This is a genomic window from Campylobacter porcelli (assembly GCF_002139855.1).
GTDB classification, from domain to species: Bacteria; Campylobacterota; Campylobacteria; order Campylobacterales; family Campylobacteraceae; genus Campylobacter; species Campylobacter porcelli.
On record NZ_CP018789.1, the window covers coordinates 1100843 to 1124713 of the forward strand.

24 protein-coding genes and 1 tRNA gene are annotated in these 23871 nt (G+C 32.6%); 11 read left to right on the plus strand and 14 right to left on the minus strand.

The genetic code is table 11. The features are described from left to right. Positions 1–90 precede the first annotated feature (90 nt). From CSUIS_RS05540 to CSUIS_RS05600, 13 genes are all read right to left on the minus strand, one after another. A complete protein-coding gene (locus tag CSUIS_RS05540) occupies positions 91–1566 on the minus strand; it encodes a hypothetical protein (RefSeq protein WP_086297710.1) in 1476 nt (491 codons plus the stop codon). Continuing rightward, complete coding sequence (locus CSUIS_RS05545) at positions 1563–2603, minus strand: DNA cytosine methyltransferase (protein ID WP_086237182.1); 1041 nt, start codon at positions 2601–2603, stop codon at positions 1563–1565. Before CSUIS_RS05545 ends, CSUIS_RS05540 begins: the two co-directional genes overlap by 4 nt. Continuing rightward, entirely contained in the window at positions 2600–3676 is a 1077-nt protein-coding gene (locus tag CSUIS_RS05550; RefSeq protein ID WP_086297713.1) for a DNA cytosine methyltransferase, read from the minus strand. The genes CSUIS_RS05545 and CSUIS_RS05550 overlap by 4 nt, the downstream gene beginning before the upstream one ends. Positions 3677–3777: 101 nt before the next feature. Beyond that, positions 3778–5319, minus strand: coding sequence for an inorganic phosphate transporter (locus CSUIS_RS05555; protein ID WP_086293283.1), 1542 nt, complete (start codon positions 5317–5319; stop codon positions 3778–3780). A gap of 51 nt (positions 5320–5370) precedes the next feature. Continuing rightward, the gene (gene pdxA, locus CSUIS_RS05560; RefSeq protein ID WP_086297715.1) at positions 5371–6294 is read right to left on the minus strand and encodes a 4-hydroxythreonine-4-phosphate dehydrogenase; all 924 of its coding nucleotides are present in this window, start codon (positions 6292–6294) and stop codon (positions 5371–5373) included. Next, complete coding sequence (locus tag CSUIS_RS05565; protein WP_086297718.1) at positions 6281–7048, minus strand: pyridoxine 5'-phosphate synthase; 768 nt, start codon at positions 7046–7048, stop codon at positions 6281–6283. The genes pdxA and CSUIS_RS05565 overlap by 14 nt, the downstream gene beginning before the upstream one ends. 2 nt (positions 7049–7050) lie before the next feature. After that, positions 7051–7881 (minus strand): adenylosuccinate lyase, encoded by an 831-nt coding sequence (locus CSUIS_RS05570; RefSeq protein WP_086297721.1) that lies wholly within the window; start codon positions 7879–7881, stop codon positions 7051–7053. Between the two features lie 50 nt (positions 7882–7931). Then, positions 7932–8651 carry an arginyltransferase gene (locus tag CSUIS_RS05575; RefSeq protein WP_086297723.1) on the minus strand — a complete coding sequence of 240 codons (720 nt, stop codon included), beginning with the start codon at positions 8649–8651 and terminating at the stop codon, positions 7932–7934. Further along, positions 8644–8832: a hypothetical protein gene (locus CSUIS_RS05580; protein ID WP_236860768.1), complete on the minus strand. Its 189-nt coding sequence runs from the start codon at positions 8830–8832 to the stop codon at positions 8644–8646. The genes CSUIS_RS05575 and CSUIS_RS05580 overlap by 8 nt, the downstream gene beginning before the upstream one ends. Before the next feature lie 3 nt (positions 8833–8835). Next, entirely contained in the window at positions 8836–10281 is a 1446-nt protein-coding gene (locus CSUIS_RS05585; protein ID WP_086297728.1) for an acetyl-CoA carboxylase subunit A, read from the minus strand. A gap of 112 nt (positions 10282–10393) precedes the next feature. Next, positions 10394–11554, minus strand: coding sequence for a LegC family aminotransferase (locus CSUIS_RS05590; RefSeq protein ID WP_086297731.1), 1161 nt, complete (start codon positions 11552–11554; stop codon positions 10394–10396). Then, entirely contained in the window at positions 11541–12713 is a 1173-nt protein-coding gene (locus tag CSUIS_RS05595) for a polysaccharide biosynthesis protein (RefSeq protein WP_086297734.1), read from the minus strand. The genes CSUIS_RS05590 and CSUIS_RS05595 overlap by 14 nt, the downstream gene beginning before the upstream one ends. A 236-nt stretch (positions 12714–12949) precedes the next feature. After that, positions 12950–14524, minus strand: coding sequence for a flagellin B (locus CSUIS_RS05600; RefSeq protein ID WP_086297737.1), 1575 nt, complete (start codon positions 14522–14524; stop codon positions 12950–12952). Positions 14525–14736: 212 nt separating this feature from the next. Between CSUIS_RS05600 and CSUIS_RS05605 the strand changes: the two genes are divergently transcribed. The 11 genes from CSUIS_RS05605 (at position 14737) to CSUIS_RS05655 (ending at position 23660) form a co-directional block, all read left to right on the plus strand. After that, positions 14737–15954, plus strand: coding sequence for an ammonium transporter (locus tag CSUIS_RS05605; RefSeq protein ID WP_086297740.1), 1218 nt, complete (start codon positions 14737–14739; stop codon positions 15952–15954). Between the two features lie 224 nt (positions 15955–16178). After that, entirely contained in the window at positions 16179–16454 is a 276-nt protein-coding gene (locus CSUIS_RS05610; RefSeq protein WP_086297743.1) for a type I restriction-modification system subunit M N-terminal domain-containing protein, read from the plus strand. 144 nt (positions 16455–16598) lie between these two features. After that, positions 16599–16790: a hypothetical protein gene (locus tag CSUIS_RS05615; protein ID WP_086297746.1), complete on the plus strand. Its 192-nt coding sequence runs from the start codon at positions 16599–16601 to the stop codon at positions 16788–16790. A gap of 508 nt (positions 16791–17298) precedes the next feature. Further along, positions 17299–17430: a hypothetical protein gene (locus CSUIS_RS08640; RefSeq protein ID WP_257789239.1), complete on the plus strand. Its 132-nt coding sequence runs from the start codon at positions 17299–17301 to the stop codon at positions 17428–17430. A 231-nt stretch (positions 17431–17661) separates the two neighbouring features. Continuing rightward, positions 17662–17913 (plus strand): type II toxin-antitoxin system RelE/ParE family toxin, encoded by a 252-nt coding sequence (locus CSUIS_RS05625; RefSeq protein ID WP_086297752.1) that lies wholly within the window; start codon positions 17662–17664, stop codon positions 17911–17913. A 143-nt stretch (positions 17914–18056) separates the two neighbouring features. Next, the gene (locus CSUIS_RS05630) at positions 18057–18650 is read left to right on the plus strand and encodes a sce7726 family protein (protein WP_086297755.1); all 594 of its coding nucleotides are present in this window, start codon (positions 18057–18059) and stop codon (positions 18648–18650) included. Next, positions 18647–19171: a hypothetical protein gene (locus CSUIS_RS05635; protein WP_086297758.1), complete on the plus strand. Its 525-nt coding sequence runs from the start codon at positions 18647–18649 to the stop codon at positions 19169–19171. Before CSUIS_RS05630 ends, CSUIS_RS05635 begins: the two co-directional genes overlap by 4 nt. Positions 19172–19175: 4 nt before the next feature. Then, entirely contained in the window at positions 19176–19709 is a 534-nt protein-coding gene (locus tag CSUIS_RS05640) for an ImmA/IrrE family metallo-endopeptidase (RefSeq protein WP_086297761.1), read from the plus strand. After that, positions 19709–20728, plus strand: coding sequence for a beta family protein (locus CSUIS_RS05645; RefSeq protein ID WP_086297764.1), 1020 nt, complete (start codon positions 19709–19711; stop codon positions 20726–20728). The genes CSUIS_RS05640 and CSUIS_RS05645 overlap by 1 nt, the downstream gene beginning before the upstream one ends. Before the next feature lie 76 nt (positions 20729–20804). After that, positions 20805–21137, plus strand: coding sequence for a hypothetical protein (locus CSUIS_RS05650; RefSeq protein ID WP_086297768.1), 333 nt, complete (start codon positions 20805–20807; stop codon positions 21135–21137). Positions 21138–21155: 18 nt separating this feature from the next. Further along, complete coding sequence (locus CSUIS_RS05655) at positions 21156–23660, plus strand: DEAD/DEAH box helicase family protein (protein ID WP_257789245.1); 2505 nt, start codon at positions 21156–21158, stop codon at positions 23658–23660. A gap of 90 nt (positions 23661–23750) precedes the next feature. On the opposite strand, the gene CSUIS_RS05660 is transcribed toward CSUIS_RS05655, so the two are convergent. Next, a tRNA-Ile gene (locus CSUIS_RS05660) sits at positions 23751–23827 on the minus strand. Between the last annotated feature and the right edge of the window lie 44 nt (positions 23828–23871).

Below are 23871 nucleotides of genomic sequence, written 5' to 3' on the forward strand. Positions count from 1 at the left end.
ATAAACTATTAGGCTCTGTTATAATAAAGCATTGGTTTAATACAAATCAAAAATTTAAAACGGTTTTTTGTTTATTTTGTAGATATATATTTATTGAAAATCTAATGAGTAAATACTATCGATCCTTTTGTTAATAAGCGGTGTAATATCTTTCCCATAATTTTGTTCTATGATTTTATCTATTATTGTGAAATTAGAGAAGCCATCATTTGATGATAAACAATCTTTTGATATATAACGCCCAAGTGTTTCAGCTTCCACGATTACAATTTTATCTCCTACAATATCATTTTTAACACCACTTGCAAATTTTGGTGACACAACAATACAATATTTTGAGCCATTTTTTTTAATATGCAACATCAATCGTTTTGCATTTAATGATTGTGTAGCTTTACCACTTTTCTTTGCATCTACATTGATTTTGTAAGGAATAGTATCGTTTTCATTTAAAACGCCACATATAATGTCTGTATCTCCAGAGCCACTAATTATTTCACACTCTTTAATTTCTCTAAATAGCTCAAAGCTATCCTTAAGTGCAAATTCAAAATCTTTACCATCATTACTTCCATATTTTGATAAATGCAACATTTTATTAACAGTATTCATAATATCTAGTGCATTAAAATTTCTACACTCTAATGTAGCCATATATTTGAGTGGTGCTAATTCATACAACTCCTCTAGCCATTGACTTTTTAGAAAAAAGTCACTTTGAGAGCTTGGGACGTCATCAAATGAATATTTATCTAAAAGCAACGAAGCTTTTTCTTTTAATGTTTCTACTATCTTAATAAACCCGCTATATTTTTTATTTGAAGCGTAGCTATCATTGCGTCTTGAATTTGTGCCGTGAGCAAAATCAAAAAGTTGTCCACTATTATGGTTTTTATCTTCAACAAATTCTAAAACACCAAATTCTGCAAAAATATTAAAAAAGTAATATTTTAGTTCGTGTGTAGCGTTTGCAAACACATCGTTAAAATTATCAACGCTTTTAAAAAGTTCTAATTTATTAGCATATCCTAAAATCCTATATTCAAGAATTGAATTCACTAACTCATTATAAAATTTGTCATTTATAGTTTCTATAAACGGTAAAAACCATATACACTCATCAATAAAAAGCTTTTTTTCTAATCGTTCATCTAGCAATAGTTTTAAAATAAGTCTGCCAAAATATAATTTAAAATTACTTGGCGTTTTGCTATATGGTTGTGGAAATTGCATGGAAAATAGATTTATAAGCATTAGTTCTGCTTTTTCATTATTATTTTTTAGTAATAATTGCGTAGTAGCACTTGGTATAAATTTATTATTTTTTTTATACCCAAACATATAAAAACACATTTGAGAAAATCTAACACCCATCGTGCTTAATGAACCATCTGCTGACCGCCCCATATAAAGACCATCATATCGTAAATTATCTTGCAAATTTTGACAATTTATTTCATTATTTTGCTTTTTTAAGGCATCAATATATGCCTCCATAAGTTTTATTGAACTGATATTTTTTTGTAAAATCCATTTATTATCTTTTGAGCGATTGAGATTTATCATTTTATACCTTTAATTATATTTTTACAAAACATAGGCGGTATTGCTTCACCTATTACGCTTCTTATAAGCGTTTCACTTGCAAAATCAGGTAAGTCCCAATCTGCTGGGAGTGAGCTAACAATAAATAATTCTCTTAATGTCAAAACTCTTGCATCACTATATGTGCCATCACTTTGTAAGCGACCCGGATGGACATTGTTATGACCGCCTATATTTCCACTATTTATTGCTCTTGTAGGAGCAGGTTCGTTCCATTTCATACGCTTATAAGTGTTATGAAATCCTATAATCCTATCTCCATTTTCTTTTTTAGGGTAGTAAATTTCATTTTTCATAGCAGATTTACCCTCTGCTGTGTGTTTTAAAGCTAATATATCTCTATTATTGTGTTTTTTTGCGTAATGCCATTTTAAATCACTTTTCTCGCCACTTTCCAATGATGGCAAATGCCCTATCGCTTCTTTTAAAGAAATTTCTTTTTGTGGTTTTGGATTATCCCATTTTAGAGATTTTTTCCAAATTTTAATAAAGCCTCTTGGGCGAGATTGTGGCACACCAAAATCTTTAGCATTCAATACAAAACTATCAATACTATACCTATCATTATATTTATCTTTAACAATATCAATAAGCTGTTTGAATTTGCCATTATGTGGAAAATATAGTTTTAAAAATTTTGGAACATTTTCGATTAAAATATAATCGAAATTACTACTATCGATTAAATCAAACACATAAAAAACTAGATAATTTCTTTCATCATTATCATAGTCTTTTTTTCCAAGCGAACTCATACCCTGACAAGGCGGTGTTGCAAGTAAAAATTTACAATCATTCTCTCTTACTAATTGCTGAATTTTGGTAAAATTATTACTTTCTTTTATATCGCCTACAACCATCTCACATTTTGGATATAACCATTTATAGAGTTCTGCTCTTTTAGGAAGTAATTCATTTGCTACTACTATTTCGATTCCTAAATTCTTTAAATACATTTCGGCTATACCTGCACTTGAAAATAAAGATAAACCTTTCATTTCGCACTAACCCTATTAATATTTTTACAGATTTTTTCAATTAGCAATGGTGGAACACCCTCGCCAACCATATGTCTTATTTGAATATCACTAGCAAATTTTGGAATATCTAAATCAGGATTTATAGAGCTTAAAATAAAAATTTCTCTTAATGTCAAAACTCTTGCATCACTATATGTGCCATCACTTTGTAAGCGACCCGGATGGACATTGCTTTGAGATGATAGGCAATCATTTCTCATTGTTATTGTAGGCGCAGGTTTATCCCATTCAATGCGTTTATAAGAAGCCATATAACCTTTAGCTCTTTTGCCATCTTTAGTTTTTGGGAAATATATTTCATTTTCAAAAGCAGAATGCCCTGTTGGTGTATGTCTCATAGCTAAAATGTGGGATTCTATATGCTTTCTAGCATTGTGATTTTTTATTTTTGAATGCTCACCACTTTCCAATGATGGCAAATGCCCTATCGCTTCCCTAACACTTACAAACCTACTATTTTTTTTAGGAATATTATAGGTATAATCTTTATTTGTCATTACAATTATCGCACGAAGTCTATTCTGTGGAATACCGTAATCGGCACAATTATAGACTTTCACATCAATATTATACCGCAGTGAATACCGAGAACGGATTATAAACTCTATGTTTTTAAAATCATTATCATATGGAAATAGCATATCTAAAAATCTAGCCACATTTTCAATTACTACAACTTTTGGCTTAATGCTATCTATAATATCAAAGGCTTCAAAAATCAAAAAATTTCTTTTATCTTTAAGCATATCTGCATTACTTTTATTTTTACCAATCAAAGATACGCCTTGACAAGGGGGGGTAGCTAAAATAAAGTCTATCTTAGCTTTTTTTGCTTCTTTTATAATTTCATTTTTAATTTCGCTTTGCGTAATATCGCCACAAATCATTTTTGAGTTTGGATGCCAAAATTCGTGTGTTTTTGCTCTTATGGGAAGTAACTCATTTGCCAACTTCATTTTAATATTACAATTAGCCAAGTTCATTTCAGCTATACCTGCACTTGAAAATAAAGATAAACCATTTAATGCCATTTTTACATTCCTTTCTAAACATTATAAATATATGCTACCATCAATGGCATAGCTTGGTCTATTTGTAATAAATCAATATTTAATTGCAACAAAGCCAACTATTATAATCCTAAAATATTTACAATAATTAAGAAAGCTACGGCTGAACCTATCATAGATACTGGAAGCGTTATCACCCACGCTAGACCAATTGGCTTTAGCATTCCCCAATTAGCATTGCGATTATATAGCCCAATGCCAAGCACCGCTCCTATCAAAACATGGGTTGAGCTAATAGGTAGCCCCATCTTAGTAGCGATTAATATAACTATACTCGCTGATAGCTCAGCACTAAATCCAGTCGTAGGCAAAATCTCTGTAAGCTTAGTCCCAACTGTAGTGATAACCTCTTTACCTAAAAACCATAGCCCTACCACAAGTGCCACGCCAAAAGTTACCATCGCAATTGCTGGGATTGCCGCAGTGCTATTTATGGCGTTATTTTTTAAAACATCTAAAATCGCAGCGAACGGACCAATGGCGTTTGCTATATCATTTGCCCCATGAGAGAATGCAAATGATGAGGCGGTAAATATCTGAAACCAGCCAAAAATTCTATTAATGCCCTTTTGTGGATTGTCCTTTTTCATCATATTAACAATAGAAAAGCTAACCAAATACGCCGCTGTGCCAATAACAAATAGTATCCAAATAGTCTCAATGGTGCTAAATTTCAAATTCATATGCTTTAGCCCCTTAAACAAAAGCGTAGATGAGATAATCATCGCAGCAGTTGCGGCTAAAATCGGTATATGAATTCTCATATATTTCATCGCATCTATTAGCTTTTCTTGCTTTTTAAATTCCTTAATCTTCTCTCTAAATGGACTACTACTTACTACATCTTCATCATCGCTAATAGCGATATTTCTAAGCTCTTGAATTTGCTCGGCTTCACTCTTATTTGATAGCTCTTTTATATAGCTCTCTTTAAAGCTTCGTTTTTGAGCTTTAATAGCTTTGATTTGTGATTGTAGCTCTGTGCTTGGAGTGATAATCTTGGTTTTAATGTAGCCAAATACCATATAAGCAATCACCCCACCCATCACAGGAGATACTACCCAGCTAAGTGCGATACTACCAATGGAGCTCCATTTTACCATATCTAGAGTATTGCCATCATTATAATATATATATCCCATTATCAAGCTAGACCCCACGATACCACCTACAATAGCATGAGTAGTAGATACTGGCAAACCCTTTTTAGTAGCGATAAAGAGCCAAATTCCAGAGCTCATAAGGGCTGAGAGCATAACCGCAGCAAAAATCATAGGATTGACATTACCGCTATTTGGCAAGGTTACGATCCCACTTCTAATAGTATTTGTAACCTCCGCTCCAGCAAACACAGCACCGCTTAGCTCAAATACAGCAGCTATTATAAGTGCTTGTTTAATAGTAAGAGTTTTCGCTCCCACACTTGTGCCAAAGGCGTTAGCGACATCATTGCCACCGATATTAAACGCCATAAATAGACCAAAAATACTAGCTAAGATAAAAAGCAGTAGATGATGGCCATCTATATATCCATAACCCCAAGTAAAAAAAACCACTAACGAAATGATAAAAAGCAAAGCAGCAAAAAGATTATCTCGACCCAAGCAAACCCCCTCTAATCTCTTTTATTATGATTTTATTTTATCTTTTTCGGCTTAAATTTTTACTGAATTTAATGCAAATTTAATGGATTGTATATAACTTTTATTATCAGCTTTAGACTGATAGGCTATATCAAAAGCGGTGCCGTGATCGACACTTGTGCGAATGATTGGTAAATTTAAGCTTATATTAATAGAGCGGTCAAAATATAACGCCTTTAGCGGTGCTAAGCCAACATCGTGATAAAGGGCGATTAGGCGATTAGTTGATTTTAGAGAATTTGGTGTAAATGCCGCATCAGGCACAAGCGGACCTATAAAAATAGGCTTATTTAGTATATTATTTACCTCTTTTATAGCTCTTTTGATCTCAATCTCCTCTTTTCCGCCGATAGTTCCATTATCACTAGCGTGGGGATTAAAGCCTAAGACCCCTACTTTTTCAAATTTCGTAGAGGTGTAAAAATCGAGCAAAAATCGCTTAAGAGATTTAAATTTAATCTTTTTGCTAACATCTTTTAATGCTATATGATCGCTAAATAACGCTACATAAAGCTCATCACACCCAAGCATCATAATCGCATCACGATTAAAGTAGCTACTAAGTGCGTCAGTATGCCCTTTATATGGGATTTTGGCTCTTTTCCAACTCTCTTTATTTATTGGCAAGGTTACAAGTGCGTCTGCTTTGCCTTTGGCGGTGAAATTTAAGGCGTTTTCAAAGCTAATAAATGAGAATTTACCGCTTTTTTTGCTTACCTCGCCTGGCTTTATCTCAAAATCATCGCCACACTCATATATATCAAATTCAGGCGGAATATAGCTATTTAAGAGCTTTGCAGCACGGCTTAATAGCTTGGAATTTATAAAATATATTGGTTTGCAAATTTGAATTATATCTTTATGACTTTTTAGGGCAATCTCAATGCCAACGCCATTTATATCCCCTACGCTAATTGCAATTTTAGGCCTCATCAATCAGCCTTTTCATCTCTTTTATAGCTTGATCTAAACCTACAAATACCGATCGTGCTACTATGCTTTGACCTATATTTAGCTCAAAAATTTCTGGAATTTTAGCGATAAGCCCTACATTTTGGTAGTTTAGCCCATGACCGGCTGCGACTTTTAGCCCTATATTTTTAGCAAATTTAGCCCCAACCCTAATCCTATCAAGCTCAGCTTCTAAAGCCTCTTTAATATCCATATTCTCTAAAGATTTAATGCTAAATTTGGTCTTAGAGATATTAGAAAATGCCATTAAATAAGCATTAGCAAAGCTCCCAGTATGTAGCTCAATCGTGCTTACGCCTAGCTCTTTAGCTGCTTTTATATCATCTAAATTTGGATCTATAAACAAAGATACATCGATATTAGCACCCATCATAGCCTTAATCGCTGAAGGTAGCTCAGGGCTACTAAGGTTTAATCCCCCCTCTGTGGTTAGCTCTTGACGCTTTTCTGGCACTATGGTAGCGCGGTTAGGTCGCAAGCTTAAGACTATATCTGTAATCGCAGTTGCGCACTCTAAATTTACTGGAATTGAGCAAAAATTTATAATATTTTTCGCATCTATATCATCTATATGTCTGCGATCTTCACGAAGATGGATTGTGATCTGATCGGCCCTAGCACCAATGGCTAAATACATCGCATTTAATATATCTGGGTCATTTACCTGCCTTGCTTGTCTAAGTATAGCTATGTGATCTATATTTACACCTAATTTCATATCTATCCTTGTGATTTTATAAAATTTTTTTGCTCTTGAAAATATGGTTTTAAGGCCTCATAAGCTAAGCCGATTTTTTGAAATTTATCTGTGTAGCTCTTTTTAATCTCATCTGATTTGATCGCATTGCGATCTGGGTGGTAAATTTTAATTAAATTTAAATAACTAGCTCGAACTGTATCATAATCATCGCCCACTTCGCACCCAAGAGTGTGAAAGTGGTCTTCTAAAAGCGTAGCTAGCATAGTAAATTTGCGTTTATACTCTTTAGAGTTTAATGCGTTAAATCTGCGTTTGAAAAGCTCAAATTCATCTTTATTATAGTTGAAATTTACCGTATATTTTAAATGCTCTTTTATGTTTATTATATTTGAAAGGGTATCTATATCTTTTTGGCTTTTTGGGGTAAAAAATAGCCAATTTTGTCGCGGGAAATAGTCGCAATTAGCATCATTAAATCCACGCATTAGATATTTTGCAAATAGCTCTTCGCTATTTTTAAGATCAAATAAAACTTTAGAATCTTCAAATTTAATATCTATATCTATTAATATTTGTAGTGAAGTTGGATTTTTATATATTAGCTTAATATTTTTATGATGAGTAAGCCAAAACTCAACCCCACTTCCAACGGTTTTTCTATATAAATTTGCTATAAATTTAAGTAGATATTTACGCTGGATTAGTTCATTTTCATTATAAAATATAATAATTCTATCACGAGTTCCAATCACATTAGCAAAGCTTTGGCGTATTTTATAGATAAGATTTAGATATAAATCACAATCATCAGTTACAATAGTAATTGACTCTAATGTCTGTGTAATCTCCATTTCAAGCCCTATAAATTTATTTTAAGGTTATTAAAGCAAATTATGTTCCACTAAATCCAAATCGCCATCTCATCAAGCTCAGAGTAATCTTGTAAAATTTGATATGGTTTATAGTCGCTTTTATACTCCAAGCTTTCACAACCTTTAACATAAAATCCTAGATATATCCATGGCAATTTATGTGCTTTTGCTATTAAAATTTGATTTAAAAGCGAGTATTTCCCAAGGCTCAAATATGCATAATCTATGTCCCAAAAGCAGTAAATTGAGCTAATGCCATCAGCGGTAATATCGATAAGATCAACACAAATCAAGCTATCTCCATCATAATAATCCACCTCAAAGCCAAACTCCCCAGCACCATCTACATAGACATCAAAATATCGCTCATAATCCATCTGATGATACTTCCAACCACGCTTATTTTCCATAAATTTATGATATTTTTCATATAAATTTATATGCTTTTGGCTTATGTGTGGGCGAGTTATGATAGCTTCTATTTTAGCCTCTTCATTTTTACTGATTACTCGCCTTAGGCTTTTGGTGAATTTGAATTTTTCAGCATCAATTCTTAGGCTTTTACACTCACTGCATCCATCGCAAATTGGCTTGGAGAAGTATTTGCCAAATCTCCTATATCCATGCTCTACCAAAGCGGAGTTATAATCATACGAAGCATTAAATATATATTTATAACTACTCCTAGCCATTTTCCCATTCAGATACGCACATGGCGTATCAAGGGTGCTAAACTCAATCTCAGTCAAGCTTTTTAATATCCGAATATTTGATGAATTCCATAAATTCATCCCTTAGCTTAGCCTCCTTATGGGCTTCATCAAATATATCCTTAATCTCATCTTTATTTGGATTTGACTGCTTTGGCGTGGCTTTTTGCTCTTTTACCATCTTGCCTTTTATCTCTTTTAAACTATCTAAAAAATCCATCAATTATCCATTTTCTCTACTAGATTTTACCTTTTGGATCGCTGCGGCTATGGCTGCGATTACCTCTTCTTTGTTCTCTTGGTTGCTATCGTGGGTATTTTCTAATATATCTTGAAGTCTCTCTTCGATATAGCTAGTATCAAAAAATCCGCGTCTAAAGTGCCTTCTTTTAGATATTGCCAATAAAAATGGTAGCGTAGTTCTAACGCCTTCAATAGTAAATTCATCTAAGGCTCTCTCAAGCTTGCTTACAGCTAAATCATAACTTCTAGCTTTTACAATTAGCTTAGCCACAAGTGAGTCATAAAATGGCGGTATAGAGTATCCTTGATACATATGGCTATCTACCCTTACGCCAGGCCCTAAGGCTGGGAAGTAGCCAGTTATCTTACCAGGGCTTGGGATAAAGTTTTTCCACACATTCTCAGCCGTAATCCTAGCTTCTATAGCCACCCCTTGTGGTTTAACCTCGGTTTGGTCTATATCTAGTATCTCGCCTGCAGCAATGCGAATTTGTCTAGAGATGAGATCTACTCCTACTATCTCTTCAGTTACGCCGTGTTCGACTTGAATTCTAGTATTCATCTCCATAAAATAAAAATTATTATAATCATCTAATAAAAACTCAATCGTCCCCGCATTAGTATATCCCACAGCCTTAGCTGCTGCTACTGCTGCTACCCCCATTCTTTTGCGTAAATCCTCGCTGATAGTAGGACAAGGTGCTATCTCGATAACCTTTTGATGGCGTCTTTGGATAGAGCAATCACGCTCACAAAGGTGGATTAGATTGCCATAATTATCACCTAAAATTTGAAACTCAATATGTCTAGGCTTGACAATTAATTTCTCCATAAAGACCTCATCGTTATTGAAAAACGCCTTAGCCTCCCTTTTACAACTCTCATAGCTACTTTCAAGTTCAGCTGGATCCCACACCTCTCTAATGCCACGACCACCGCCGCCGCCGCTTGCTTTTAAGATAACTGGATAGCCAATTTTTTCAGCTTCTAATTTTATGGTTTCTATACTTTCTTTATTTAACGCCTCAGTCCCTGGCACGACTGGAATGCCATTTTTATGCATTAAATTTCTAGCGATATTTTTATTTCCCATCTTTAAAATGACTTCAGATTTTGGCCCTATAAATGTAAGTCCCGCATCTTCAACCAACTTAGCAAATTCATAATTTTCACTTAAAAATCCATACCCTGGGTGTATCGCATCAGCCCCACAAGCCTTAGCCACTTCTACAATTCTACTAGCGTCTAAGTAGCCTTTTATCGGATCTTTGCCTATCTCATACGCCTCATCAGCGACCTTGACATGGAGTGAGTCTTTATCTGGCTCTGTGTAAATAGCTACATTTTTAATATGTAAATCCTTACACGCCCTAACGATTCTAACAGCTATTTCGCCACGATTGGCAATTAAAATTTTATATATCATAAAGTTACCCTTTTAAAAATTTTGATCAATTCTAGCTAAATTTGGTTATTTTTTAGCTAAAAATAGAAAAATAAATTTAAATTTTAAATAATGCGTTACATTAGCTTAGCCATCAAGCCAAATTTAACCTAACTCCGCTTGGGATATTTACTATCCTATCAGCTAGATATTTGGCATTTTTATTCTCATCTTTTATGCAGTTTTTATACATATCTAGCTCACTTATTAATCTCCACGCTGGACGCATCATCACTGATTTTTCATTAGCATATTTTAGCAGTTCATCACGACTATTTTTATCATCTAAGATAATACCCATTAGCCAGTAATTACTAAGGCAATCCTTAGGCTCATTAATAAATTTTATCCCCAAGTTATCAAAAAATTTAGCATATTTTTGAGCTAACTCTCTTTTGTCTTTTAAATATATATCTAGATTTTCAAGTTGAGCTTTTAGCAATCCAGCGTTTAAATTTGGCATTCTGTAATTATATGCGATATAATCGTGATTATACTCATATGGGTGGGGGACTTTGGCTGTGGTGCTTAGGTGCTTAGCCATTTTAGCTACATTCTCATCATCGCTTATTAGCACCCCACCGCCGCCGCTTGTAGCTATCTTATTACCATTAAACGAAAACACCCCCGCAAGGCCAAATCTCCCACTATGAGTGCCCTTATACAAACTACCTAAGCTTTCAGCACTATCTTCAACCAAATTTATCCCCCAAATATCACAAATTTGAGCTATCTCATCTATCTTACACATCATACCAAATGTATGCATAGGCACGCAAGCTGATATAAATTTGTTACTAATTTTATTGTAGCATTTGCCATCTTTTTTGCCACAATTTTTATCTAAAAATTTACTTAAGCTACTTGGGCTCATTCCCATCGTATCCATATCTACATCTACAAATACCGCACTAGCACCAGTATAGCTAATCGCATTTGCCGTAGCTACAAAACTCAAAGGCTGAGTTATAACCTCATCACCAGCCCTTACCCCAGCACATATCAAAGCTATATGTAAAGCCGCCGTGCCACTACTCATAGCCACAGCATATTTAGCCCCTGTTATCCTAGCCATATCCATCTCTATATCAGTTACAAACTGCCCCACACTAGAGACAAATCCACTATCTATACACTGCTTTAAATATCTCATCTCATTGCCAATGAATTTTGGCTCGTGTAAGGCGACGCTTTGGGCTTTATACTCATCTTTTATAAATTTAATTATCTTTTCATATATCTTACATCTTTCCATCTAAGTATCTACCCTTCTCTATATGATTAAACTCAGGCAAAACTCTCATAAATTCCGCCATTATCGCACTTTTATCAAATTTAGAATTATCCATCATATCTTTGATATTTAGCTCAAACTCACGCAATCTATCGCTACTTATATCCATATCATTTTCTATCACGCCAATGCTTTTGAACTTATCTAAATTCAATCTCTCATCACCGGTATAAAACTCCTCATAATCCTTCTCCCCAGTCGTATCACTACTACTAAATAGACACGCCCACTTGCCACTTCTAGATAGCTTTCTAGCCTTAGCTCTAGCCTCGCTCTCATCTTGGCAAATATATGGCTCATAGCCTTTAAATCTCAGATATTTCACAGCTATATCACTAAATTTAATCAAATTTAGTCTCTCATCTAATTTAGGGAAAAATATCTCCCTATTACCCCCAAAAACCGCACTTAATAAGCATAGCTCCCCACTCTCTTTAGGCGTTATGAAGTATCTGCGGACATCATTTGGAGCGACAATTGGCTGGAGCTTTTTAATCCTTTGCTCAAACCCATAAAGCAAACTCCCATCACTAAATGCTACATTAGCAAATCTAGCCATACTAACAGGAGTTAAGCTTGATCGCATAAAAGCAAACATCTCCATAATTCTCTTACTAGCCCCCATCATATTAACAGGATTAGCAGCCTTATCACTACTAACTGTAAAATATCGCTTGGAGCGTCTCATTATCTCATCGCTATTAAATATATTTGTCTGGATTAATCTCATTAGCGTGTATGGATCCTTTTCACTCCTTACATGCTTTAAAGCACTTAAATTTAATACATAATCATACTCATTTGATCTCATAAACTCAGCAAATATCTGCGACCCAGCATCAATAGCATATGTAGCAAATCCACCGCTAATATACCCATAGCTACTTCTAATATCACGCACTAGCTCTACTAGATTATTCTCGCTGATATCCACCACATCAAGGGCTTTTGGCTCTCTAGCAAAAATCTCTTTTACCACCGCTTGACCGATACTTCCAGCACCACCTACTACTAAGAATTTAGATCTACTTATAATGCTCCTTAGCTCATTATCTAAATTTGCCATATCAGAGCTAAAAAGTGGCTCATCTCTACCTATAAGGCTTAATATATCTATCATTGCTAACTCTTTTTGATTGTGTTATTTTAATTATAGCTGAATTTAAAAAATTTTAGAAGTGTATTTTACCCCTAGTCTCCTAGGGATAAAAAGGACTTGTAAAGTTTAATGAGTTTTGTGCGAGTTTATCTTAATCACTCTCCTAACGACCGCACACCGCAAGCAGAGTTAAATCTTATTGCTATTTATGCTTTTAATACTAAATAAAGTAAATTTAAAAGCTTTTAAACCACTATTTATTGTAGTAGTTTTAATATATTTTGTTGAACAGCATTAGCTTGGCTCATAGCGTAGCTACCACTTTGAGCTAGGATATTGAATTTAGAGAAATTCGCACTTTCACTAGCAAAATCCACATCTCTTATCTGACTTTCAGCTGATTTGACATTGACTTGGGTAACTGTGATATTGTTAATAGTAGCGATTAATTGATTTTGGACTGATCCTAGATCAGCTCTAATCTTATCTAAAGTCTTTCTAGCACTCTCAGCCACATCTGCCATAGCTTGAGCTCCACCATAAGTATTTACACCACCAGCTTGATCGCCCCAGCCACCACCAGCTGCCGAAGCTCCACCATTAAAATACCCCATTGCTTTAGCCAAAGTTGCACTTATTGTTCCAGAGTTCATATATTTTAAATTTACACTAGCTTGATTATAAGCATTTGAAGCTATAGAAGCTGCACTTATCATAGCTCCACCATCTGTAAATCCAGACATAGTAGATAATCCATCTATACCTATCTTAATATCTCTAGCATCTTGGCGAATAAATGTAAGAGAACCCATAAATGCCACGCCACCACCAGCAGAACCATTAGAATAACCGGTAGTATCGCCACCCATAAAGCTTGCTCCAGATAGAGCTCCAATCCTAATAGCTCTACCATCTTTAGCGGCTAAAACCAAATGACCATTTTCTATACTTGCCTCTACTCCAGTTTCATCTTTTTTAGCGTTGATAGCTCCGATTAATACATTATCGCTATCATTAGCTTTAATCGCAACATCCCCGATTGTTACTCCGTTGATTGTAAGGTTTTTAATAGAGCCAGTTGATACAGCATCACTAAAAATTTGAGTATTATTAACCTTAACTTTTACACCAGTTAAATCACTTACCCCATTCATCATCTCAGCAATTGCTTTAAAACCCTCTGTTTGCATTGTATCTGAAACAATTTGTTGAAAAACATATCCATTTGGATAGCCATCAATACCGCTAAGTTTTATAGAAAATTTACTAATAGCTGAAAAATGAGATATTACGACATTACATACAGTCTCAAACCTCGTATGCCCTATAGTATTTGAATTTGTAGCCCCTATACTTACCTTAGCAGTCTCATTGCTATAAGCACCTATTTGGAAGTTTTTGTTTGAGAAGTTACCATTTAATAGTTGTTGTCCATTAAAGCTTGTAGTAGTAGCTATCATATCTAGCTCTTCAAGAAGTCTTGATATATCGTTTTGTAAAGCTCTTCTTGAGTCACTATTTTGTCCATCTTGAGCTGCTTGGATAGCTTTAGTTTTAATAGTATCAAGTATTTTAATCTGCTCATCCATAGCCTTATCAGCTGTTTGGATGATACCCACAGCGTCATTTGCGTTAGATATGGCTTGGGTAAGAGAGTTAGCCTGACTACGCAAACTATCAGCAATCGACATACCAGAGGCATCATCAGCTGCTGTTTGGATCCTAAGACCAGAGCTAAGGCGACCTAGTGAGCTACTAAGAGCTCTATCATTTACTACTGAGTTAGCATGAGCATTCATAGCTGCTATGTTGGTGTTTATTCTAAAACTCATCTTTAAGTCCTTTATCTTAAAAATTAAAAAGTTGATAGTGGTTAAGCAAATGGTGTTCCAACTTTTAGATCGATCATAAATATATGATAAAAATTTATTTTTGGAGTAAAATTTAAAATATCTCATAAAATTTATATTAAATTATTCTTAATTAAGTAAATTTTTATAGAGTTTTCGATATTATGCGAAATATTTTTCAAAAAGGAGTATAAATGGATGCGATAAACACCCTATTTATAATGCTTTGTTCTTTATTAGTGTTGCTAATGACTCCATCGTTAGCTATGTTTTACTCTGGATTAGTCCAAGCTAAAAATGCACTAAATACTATAATGAATTGCTTCATAGTATTTGGATTAGTATCATTTACTTGGATAATCGTTGGCTTTTCATTAGCTTATGAAGGGGATTACTTTGGTATCATAGGAAATTTATCAGCTGCATTCTTAAATGGTATCAACGGCGTAAATGACAATGGAGTACCACAAATTCTAAGCGTGATATATCAAATGATGTTTGCACTAATCGCAAGTGCCGTTATCACTGGATCGCTTGTTGGGCGTGTGAAACTTAGCGTTTTGGCTATATTTTTGATTTTTTGGAGTATTTTAGTTTATGCTAGTTTGGCTCATATGATTTGGGATGATCAAGGATTTTTATTAACCCGTGGTGGGCTGGATTTTGCCGGTGGTGGAGTGGTCCATATCAGTGCTGGAACAGCTGGGTTAATTGGTGTTTTAATGGTGGGCGCTAGAAAAGAGATAGCACACATTAGCGAGCAAGCCCACTCTATACCTTATGCGTTTTTGGGTGGAATTTTGCTATTTATTGGTTGGCTTGGATTTAACGCTGGAAGTGCTGGAAAGGTAGATGAAATCGCCGTAAATGCCTTTATAGTGACTATTATCTCAGCTTCTAGCGGATATATAGCTTGGATTTGTCTAGAGATTTTAAATAGACAAAAACCTAGCATTCTAGGCTCTTTAAGTGGCTTAGTAGCTGGGCTTGTGGGTATCACGCCAGGATGCGGATATGTGGGTATAGCAGCTAGTATTATCATAGGTATTAGTGCTTCTATAGTATGCTTTTGGGGCTTGATAATCATAAAATACAAACTAAAATTAGACGACTCATTAGACGCCTTTTCTCTACATGGATTTGGCGGTATATGGGGGGCTTTGTGTGTGGGGCTTTTTGCTAGTAAGCAGACAAATCCTAGTATTGAATTTGAAGGGTTGTTTATAAGCTTTAATCCGCATTTACTTTTAGAGCAGATTCTTGGGGTTGTGGTATGCTTTAGCGTATCAGCTATAATTAGCTTTATAATATTTAAAGCCATATCTTACTTCACTCCACTTCGAGTAGATAGCGAACACGAAAGTATGGGGCTAGATGCGAGCTTACACGGCGAGAGCGCTTATAAGAGATAGACTAGGGTTAAACTATCTTTATTAATGCTATAAATTCGCAGATTAATGCTATTTAACCTTACTAAATCTGCGAATAAATTCCAAAATTCTTAAATAAAATTATATCGATTTTATAATATCAATAAATTAAGATTATTTGATATATTTTACAATTCTATGGTTGTTAATAATATGTAAATTTATGCTATAATATTTGACAATAATCAACAATTAAAAGGGCAAAAATGGATATTAGCAAAGAGGTAAATTTTATTTGGAATATTGCCGATAAACTTCGTGGAGCCTACACTAGTGATAAATATAAAGATGTAATTATCCCCATGGTTATTTTACGCAGATTTGAGTGCGCCTTAGCTGATACCAAAAAAGCGGTGCTAGAAGAGTATAATAAAGACAAAGACACCCCAACAACGGTGCTAGAAAGATTAAGCGGATATCAATTTTATAACACAAGCAAATTTGATCTAAAAGAGCTTAGAAAAAATTTTAAAACTAGATAGCAAAACGCTAGAAAAATCGCTAAAGTATGTAGCCAAGATGATAAGCAGGCACAAATCCAAAGAGATAAAAACGGCGAGATTATCTATGATAAAGATAGCCACGACACTGAAATACTAAATATAAACGCAAACATTGATAAGTATATGAGAAGCGAAGTTTTGCTACATTTGTCTGTGGCCAAAGCCTTTGATGATGGCAAAATCGGCGCTGAAATTCCATTTGCTCGCTATTTCTACAAATACCAAAACCCAAAAAGCACAACTGAGATAAAAGCGGAGTTTAAAAGCTTAGAACAGCAGGTAAAAGAGCTAGAAAGTGGGGTTTTTGTTGAGTAAGCAAATTCTAGAATTTAAAGATAGCAAATTCCTTGGATAGGAAGAATTTCAAAACACTGGGAAGTGATACGCAATAAATTATGTTTTTACGCATAGAAAAGAAATTGTAGGTTATAAATTTAAAAATTTTGATATTTTATCACTTACAAAAAATGGTGTTAAAACAATTACAAAAAACGAACAGAAAGGTAAAATTCCTGATAGTTTTAAAACTTATCAAATTGTGAAAAAAGATGATATTATAATGTGTCTTTTTGACCTTGATGTTTCGGCTGTTTTTTCTAGTATTTCAAAATATAGCGAAATTATTTCTCCTGCTTATAAAATTTTGTAATCCAAAATCAAATTTAAATTCTAAATATATAGGATATTTTTTGATTTTGTTTTTACTAATAGAAAATTCAAACAATATTCTAAAAATATTCGTTTTACACTGGGAACTAACGAATTTATGGATTTAAGAATTTTATATCCACCGCTTGATAAGCAAGAAAAAATCGCGAAATTTTTGAATAGTAAGTGCGAGATAATAGATAGATTAAATAAGAATTACACAAAGCAAATTTCTACTTTAAAAGAGTATAAAAAATCTTTGATTTATGAATGCGTAACAGGTAAAAAGGAACTAAAAATCTGCTAGAATTCTAAAATTCAAGGTGATAGAGTGACAAGTTTAATGATAAAAGCTGATAATGCGTTACTAGAACAAATCAAAAGTATCGCTGAAAACCTAACACAGAGATGGCAAAGAGATAAAAATACAAAGCTTTAACGATGAAAGATATCAAAGCTATGAAACTGATGCCTTAGCAGTAAAAAGAGGAGAGATAAAAGCAAGACCTTTTAGCGAGTTTGAAAAAGAGATGGAAAAATGGTAATAACAACCATACCACGATATGAAAATAAAATGCAAGATATTTTTAATTTTATCGCACCAGATAGAAAGGGTAAAAAATTTCACTTAAATTTATCAGCAAAAATCAAAAATCTTTTAATTTTTACATATATCGGCAGAATAAGAAGCGATAAGCTTATTTATAAAGGCTATGTGATAACCTATACTATAAATAATAATGAAATAAGCATTCTTGGTATTTATCAAGAAAATGAGTGGAATGAGTAAAATTTTGAAATTCTAAAATATAAAAATAATATAAAGTATATGATAGTTGTGGTTATTTTATAGATATATCATTAAGTAAGGATTGATAAAATTGATATATAATAACGGAATTTATTTTATTTGGATATGCAAAAGGCGGTCTTGTGGTTGATTATGAGTACGATCTTTGCGAAAAATTTTCATATTGGTTACTAAAGAAATATAGAAGTATTAATTTGATGGCTAGTGGATTTCCTTTTTTAAAGGCAAAAAGAATTGCTGATTTAATATCGTTAAATGGGGATAATTTGATTGCTTATGAAATTAAGACAGCTAGAGATAATTTGCGCAGAATTGACGGACAGATTACGGATTATTTATTAACATTTGATTATTTTTACTTGGTTTTGGATAAAAAATTTAAAAAAGAAATAGCTAGATTTGAAGATAAAAGAATAGGAATTATTTTATATGATTGCGGTAAATTTGCTTTAATAAAAAAACCATTAAAAAATAAACCAAGCTCTTTTTGTAGAGCACTTTTGCTTTCTAGGAGTAGTGCTCAAAAATTAGCAAAAAATAAAAAAAATGTGTTTGAAATGTATAATTTTATATCTAAGAATTTTTCACAAAAAGAAATTAAAAAGAAACTAATCGAAGATTTAAAAGAAGCTTATTTGGAGTGTTTTGAAGCATTTAAAAATGAAAGAGATTTTTTTCTTTTAAAAAATAGATTTTACTTAAAGGAATTAGCGTGACAAAATTAAATGTGATAAGTTTAAATTGGATAAGTTTTTTAATTTTGTTTATTTATACTATTATATGCTTTTGCATGCATTGGCATTTTTTAAGTAAAGAAATTTCTGATGTTTATTTTGTTAGCAATGAAATGAATGCAACAATGGACTTAAATTCAACACTAGAAACATTGATTACACAAAATAAAATTATTTCTCCAAAAGATTATTTTGGAATTTATACTAGCACTTATTCAAATATCTTAATGATTACAGTTGCACTTTTGGGAATTTTTGCACTATTGTCTTTTGTGTATATAAGGAGCAAAATTAATGATCAAATGAATGATAGAATAGATGAATATTTTAAATCTAATGAATTTAAGGATATAAAAAATGAACTTATAACTCAAGAAATTAAACGCATTGTGGATAGTAAATATGATGATATAGAGCGAAGATTGTCTTTACTAGAAGAAAACCAAGAAGGTTCTCATAGAGATGAATATATAGAGATTGACAACAATCAGATTAAAGGATAAAAATATGGCATTTATATCAAGTAAAAAAGAGAAAAAAGAAACAAAAATAATAACTTGGGATATGTTGCTTTTAGATGCAAAAGATAAGAACATAACATTAACACCATTTGATATTTATACTTATGTTAATACTTTTGATAATATTGAGGTTATTGATGATGATTTAAGTTCAGAAATTAGTGGTATGATTGAATATATCAGTGATGGATTTATAATTACAATAAACAAATACCATTCTTATGAACGTAGAAGATTTACATTGGCTCACGAGTTTGGGCATTATTGTATGCATAGAGAATATTTAATAAATAATAAAAGCATAAAAGATGTGGCACTATTTAGAAGTGAAAACACAAAAGACCAAAAAGAATTTGAAGCAAACGATTTTGCGGCAAAACTTTTAATGCCAAAAGATGATTTTTTGAATATTATTAAAAATGGCAAAACTAGGCTAGGAGATATCGCAGAACATTTTGGTGTTTCGGCAGCGGCGGCAAAATATAGAGCTTATAGGCTTGGTTTAATAAAGGAGTATTGATGAAATATTTTTATTTTCCAGCGTTAAAAACTAGAAGTTCAGAATTGAGAGCTTTTTCAAAATTAGAAAATAAAAATGAAATTTTACCTATTTTAGCACTTACAAAGTCACGCATAAGTAAAAATAATCTTACTGGAAGTATTGATAAAAAAATGAATGAGTTAAAAGAAGATTTTAAGGATATTCATTTTATTTTAGATGTTTCCACGGAAGAAAATTTGATTAACAACGAAATTAGAGATTTTCTATCCCCAAATAATGGTTTTAAAAAATGGGTTGAATTTGTAAAAAAATATAAAAAAGATTTTAAAAATTTAATTCCTTGTATCCACTTTGCTCCTGATAATATAGATGATGTAAAAAAACAAATTTTAAATTTAGATGAATTTGAAACGCTTGCTTTAAGACTACCTGGTGATGAAAATTTAAATGAGTATTTAAAGATTATTGATGATCGCAAAAAGATTATTTTAATTTTAGACTGCTTGGATAAATATAATGAATTAAATACAGCTAATGATATAAAACATTTTAAAGGTCTAATTTATCTTGCTTCAAGCTTTCCAAAAACTTTGCCTGAGAATGAGGGAAAGATTAAGCTAAACGAGCAAGAGTATTATATTAAAAATTTATCTAGCAAATATTGTTATGGTGATTATGGCTGTACTTATCCTATAAGATACGACATGAAGGCCAGGGGTTGGATTCCTAGAATTGATATTCCAGTTATAAATAATAATGAAGCAGTAGTTTATTATAAAAAAAATAGGATAGATGAAGTGACAAGTACCGAAGAAGCATATATAAAAATCGCTCAAAAACTCTGGGAAAATGAAATTATAAAAAAACTTAATATAGTAGATAATTGGGGTTACAAATTTTTTATGGATGCTGCAAAATATGGTACTATTTTTGGGAAAAGTCCATCATTTTGGATTTCAATTAGAATGAATATTTACATGAGTTTAACATTAAACAAAATGAAAAATTTAGTAGAAGCAAAAAGCTTAGAAATTTAATAGTAATCAGCATTGCTATTAAAAAAATCAAAACTAAACTAAAAGAGTTACTTAAATATAATTCTAAAGGACAAAAATGGCTAAAACTATATATGCTGAAAAAAGCCAGTATCAAGCTGATATAATAAAAGAATTTGCTAAAAATGGAGTTGTAGAGCGAAGCGCAAAATACTATGATAAAAATTTAGCAATGGATAAAGAGATACTACTAGAGTTTTTAAAATCTACGCAAGAAAAGGAGCTTAACGCACTTGGGCTAAAGGGCGATGAGATAATCTCTAAAATTAATGACTATATAATCAAAAATGGAATTCTAGAGTGCTTAAAAAATGGCGTAATGATAAATAATACAAACTTAGAGCTAGTTTATAACAAAGAAAGCTCTGGCTTTAATGCTGATTTAGCCTAGAAATATGAAAAAAATAAAATCACAATAATACAAGAAGTAAATGCCGATAATGAGAATAAAGAGCGTGTGGATTTAGTGGTTTTTGTCAATGGTGTGGCGTTTGCTTGTATGGAGATTAAAAGCAACTATTCAGGGCAGGATTATAAAGATGCTATAAGGCAGTATAAAGAGGATAGAAATCCGCAAAATAGGCTATTTGATAATAGGCTTGGTGCGATTGTGTTTTTTGCTTTGGATCTATATGAATGCTATATGACTACAAAGCTAGAAAAATTCAAGACTAAATTTCTACCTTTTAACAAAGGCAAAGGCAGCGGCAAGGGCATGGGCGCTGGAAATGATGATATAGAAGGCAAAATAAGCAATGTATGGTATCTATGGGAAGAGGTGTTAGTAAGGGATAATATAATTGATTTGATTAAAAATTTTATATTTGATGATAAGGGGGTTATGATTTTCCCACGCTATCATCAGATGGATCTAGTACATAAAGTAAAAAGCGATATTTTGAAAAATTCAGAGTATAAAAACTACTTAATCCAGCATAGCGCAGGATCTGGCAAGACTAAAAGCATAGCTTGGCTGGCATATATGCTAGCATCTTTGTATAAAAATGGCTCTGTAAGATATGAAAGCGTGATAATCGTAACCGATAGAATAGTAGTAGATAGACAATTACAAAATGAGATAAACAAGATCAAGCATCAAGAAGGATTTATAAAAGCTCTTGGCGATGAAAATAGCTCAAGAGATTTAAAAGATGCTATAAAAAATAGTGTAAAAATCATAATTTCTACAATCCAAAAATTCTCTTATATCAAAGATGAATTAAAAAATTTTGACACCAAATGCGCCGTGATAATAGATGAAGCGCACTCTAGCACCAGCGGGTCTAATATGGAGGCTTTGATAGATACTCTTAGTTCTGAATTTAGCGCAAAGAATAAACCTAAAAATATAAGCCTTTTTGGCTTTACAGCTACACCAAAGGAAAGTACTTTACAAATATTTGGTAAAGAGATAAATGGCATGTTTGTACCTTTTCATCTATACTCTATGAAACAAGCGATAGAAGAAGGATATATACTAAATGTACTTGATAACTATACAACATATAACACTCTTTATAATATAGTATTAAAAAGCAGTGATAAAGAGGTAGAACAAAACCAAGCAAAACGCAAAATAAGAGATATAATCAGACATAATACTGATATAATAAAAAGTCGTGTAGCTGTGATAGCTGAGCATTTTGCTAGTAGTGGGTCAGCTTTGCTGGGCAGTAAAGCTAAGGCTATGGTAGTGTGTGAGGATATAGAAAGCGTGATAAGATATTATTATGCTTTTTGCGAGTATTGTAAGTCACATGGATATGATTTTAAGCCTTTAATAGCTTTTAGCGGTCAAAAAGAGATTGATGGCGCAGAGTATAGCGAAAGCGAGATAAATGGCATAAGCGAAGTATCTTTGCCTAGTGAGTTTAATAAAGATGAGCGAAGGGTGCTTTTTGTGGCGAATAAATACCAAACAGGATTTGACCAAAATAAGCTTTGTATAATGTATGTAATCAAAGCCCTTAGCGGAATAACCGCCGTTCAAACACTATCAAGGCTAAATAGAATTTGCCCAGAATTCCCACATAAAACTACTTTTGTGCTTGATTTTGTAAATAAATTTGATGATATTATGAAGAGTTTTGAGCCATATTATACGCAAACTATGCTAAAAGATGGCATTGATATGGCTGATTTACTTGATATCGACGCAAAAATAGATGGATATAATATCTTAATGCCACTTGAAGAAAAGATGGTAGCAGATGCTATTTTTAATAAAGATGATAATACTCAAAAGATGGTAAGACCATATTTCACAAAAGCAATAACACAAATAAATAATTTAGATGATAAGCATAAAATAGAGTTCAAAGGGTTGCTGACAAACTACAAAAAGATCTTTTTACATTTGAAAATCATTTTTGGTGATAATTTTAGCGATAAGCTAAATAATAGATATATTTTTATAGAAATTTTGCTCAAACAGCTTATAAATGTAAATAGAAGTAGCGAAAATATAGATATAGATATAGGCGTGATAAATGTTCAGGTATTAAAAGATGAAACTCACAAAGGAGTAAAAGTAGTGCCAGACCCAGTTATGGAGATGAGTGACTTTGGCTCAATGAAGATTGGCTCTAACAAGCTAGAGAAGCTCTCAGAAATTATAAAAAAAATCAATGATAATCTTAGTCTAAATATGGAAAAAAACTCGCAAATTCAAGCTATTATAAATATCTCTGAGCAACTACTAAATAGTACCAAGCTACAAAGCGGAGCAAAAAATAATAGTAAAAATGATTTTACAAAGCTTTATAATGATGAAATAGCTAATATTTTGACAGATAATTATAATGATATGCAATTTGGTGCATTATATGGCCAACTATTAAAAAATAAAACTTATATAAATGAAATTTTCACACCACTTATAGATAATATTTATGATATTTTAGAAAAAAGATAAGTGAAAATTTTGGTATAAAAAGAGATTTTAAAAATTAAAGAAAATTTAAAAAATTAAAAAGATATTAAAAATTTAAAAAAGAAATCTAAATGGTGGGTTTACCAGGACTCGAACCTGGGACCATCCGGTTATGAGCCGGATGCTCTAACCAACTGAGCTATAAACCCACTTGAATTGGAGTTGGAATTATATAAAATAATTCCTTAAATCT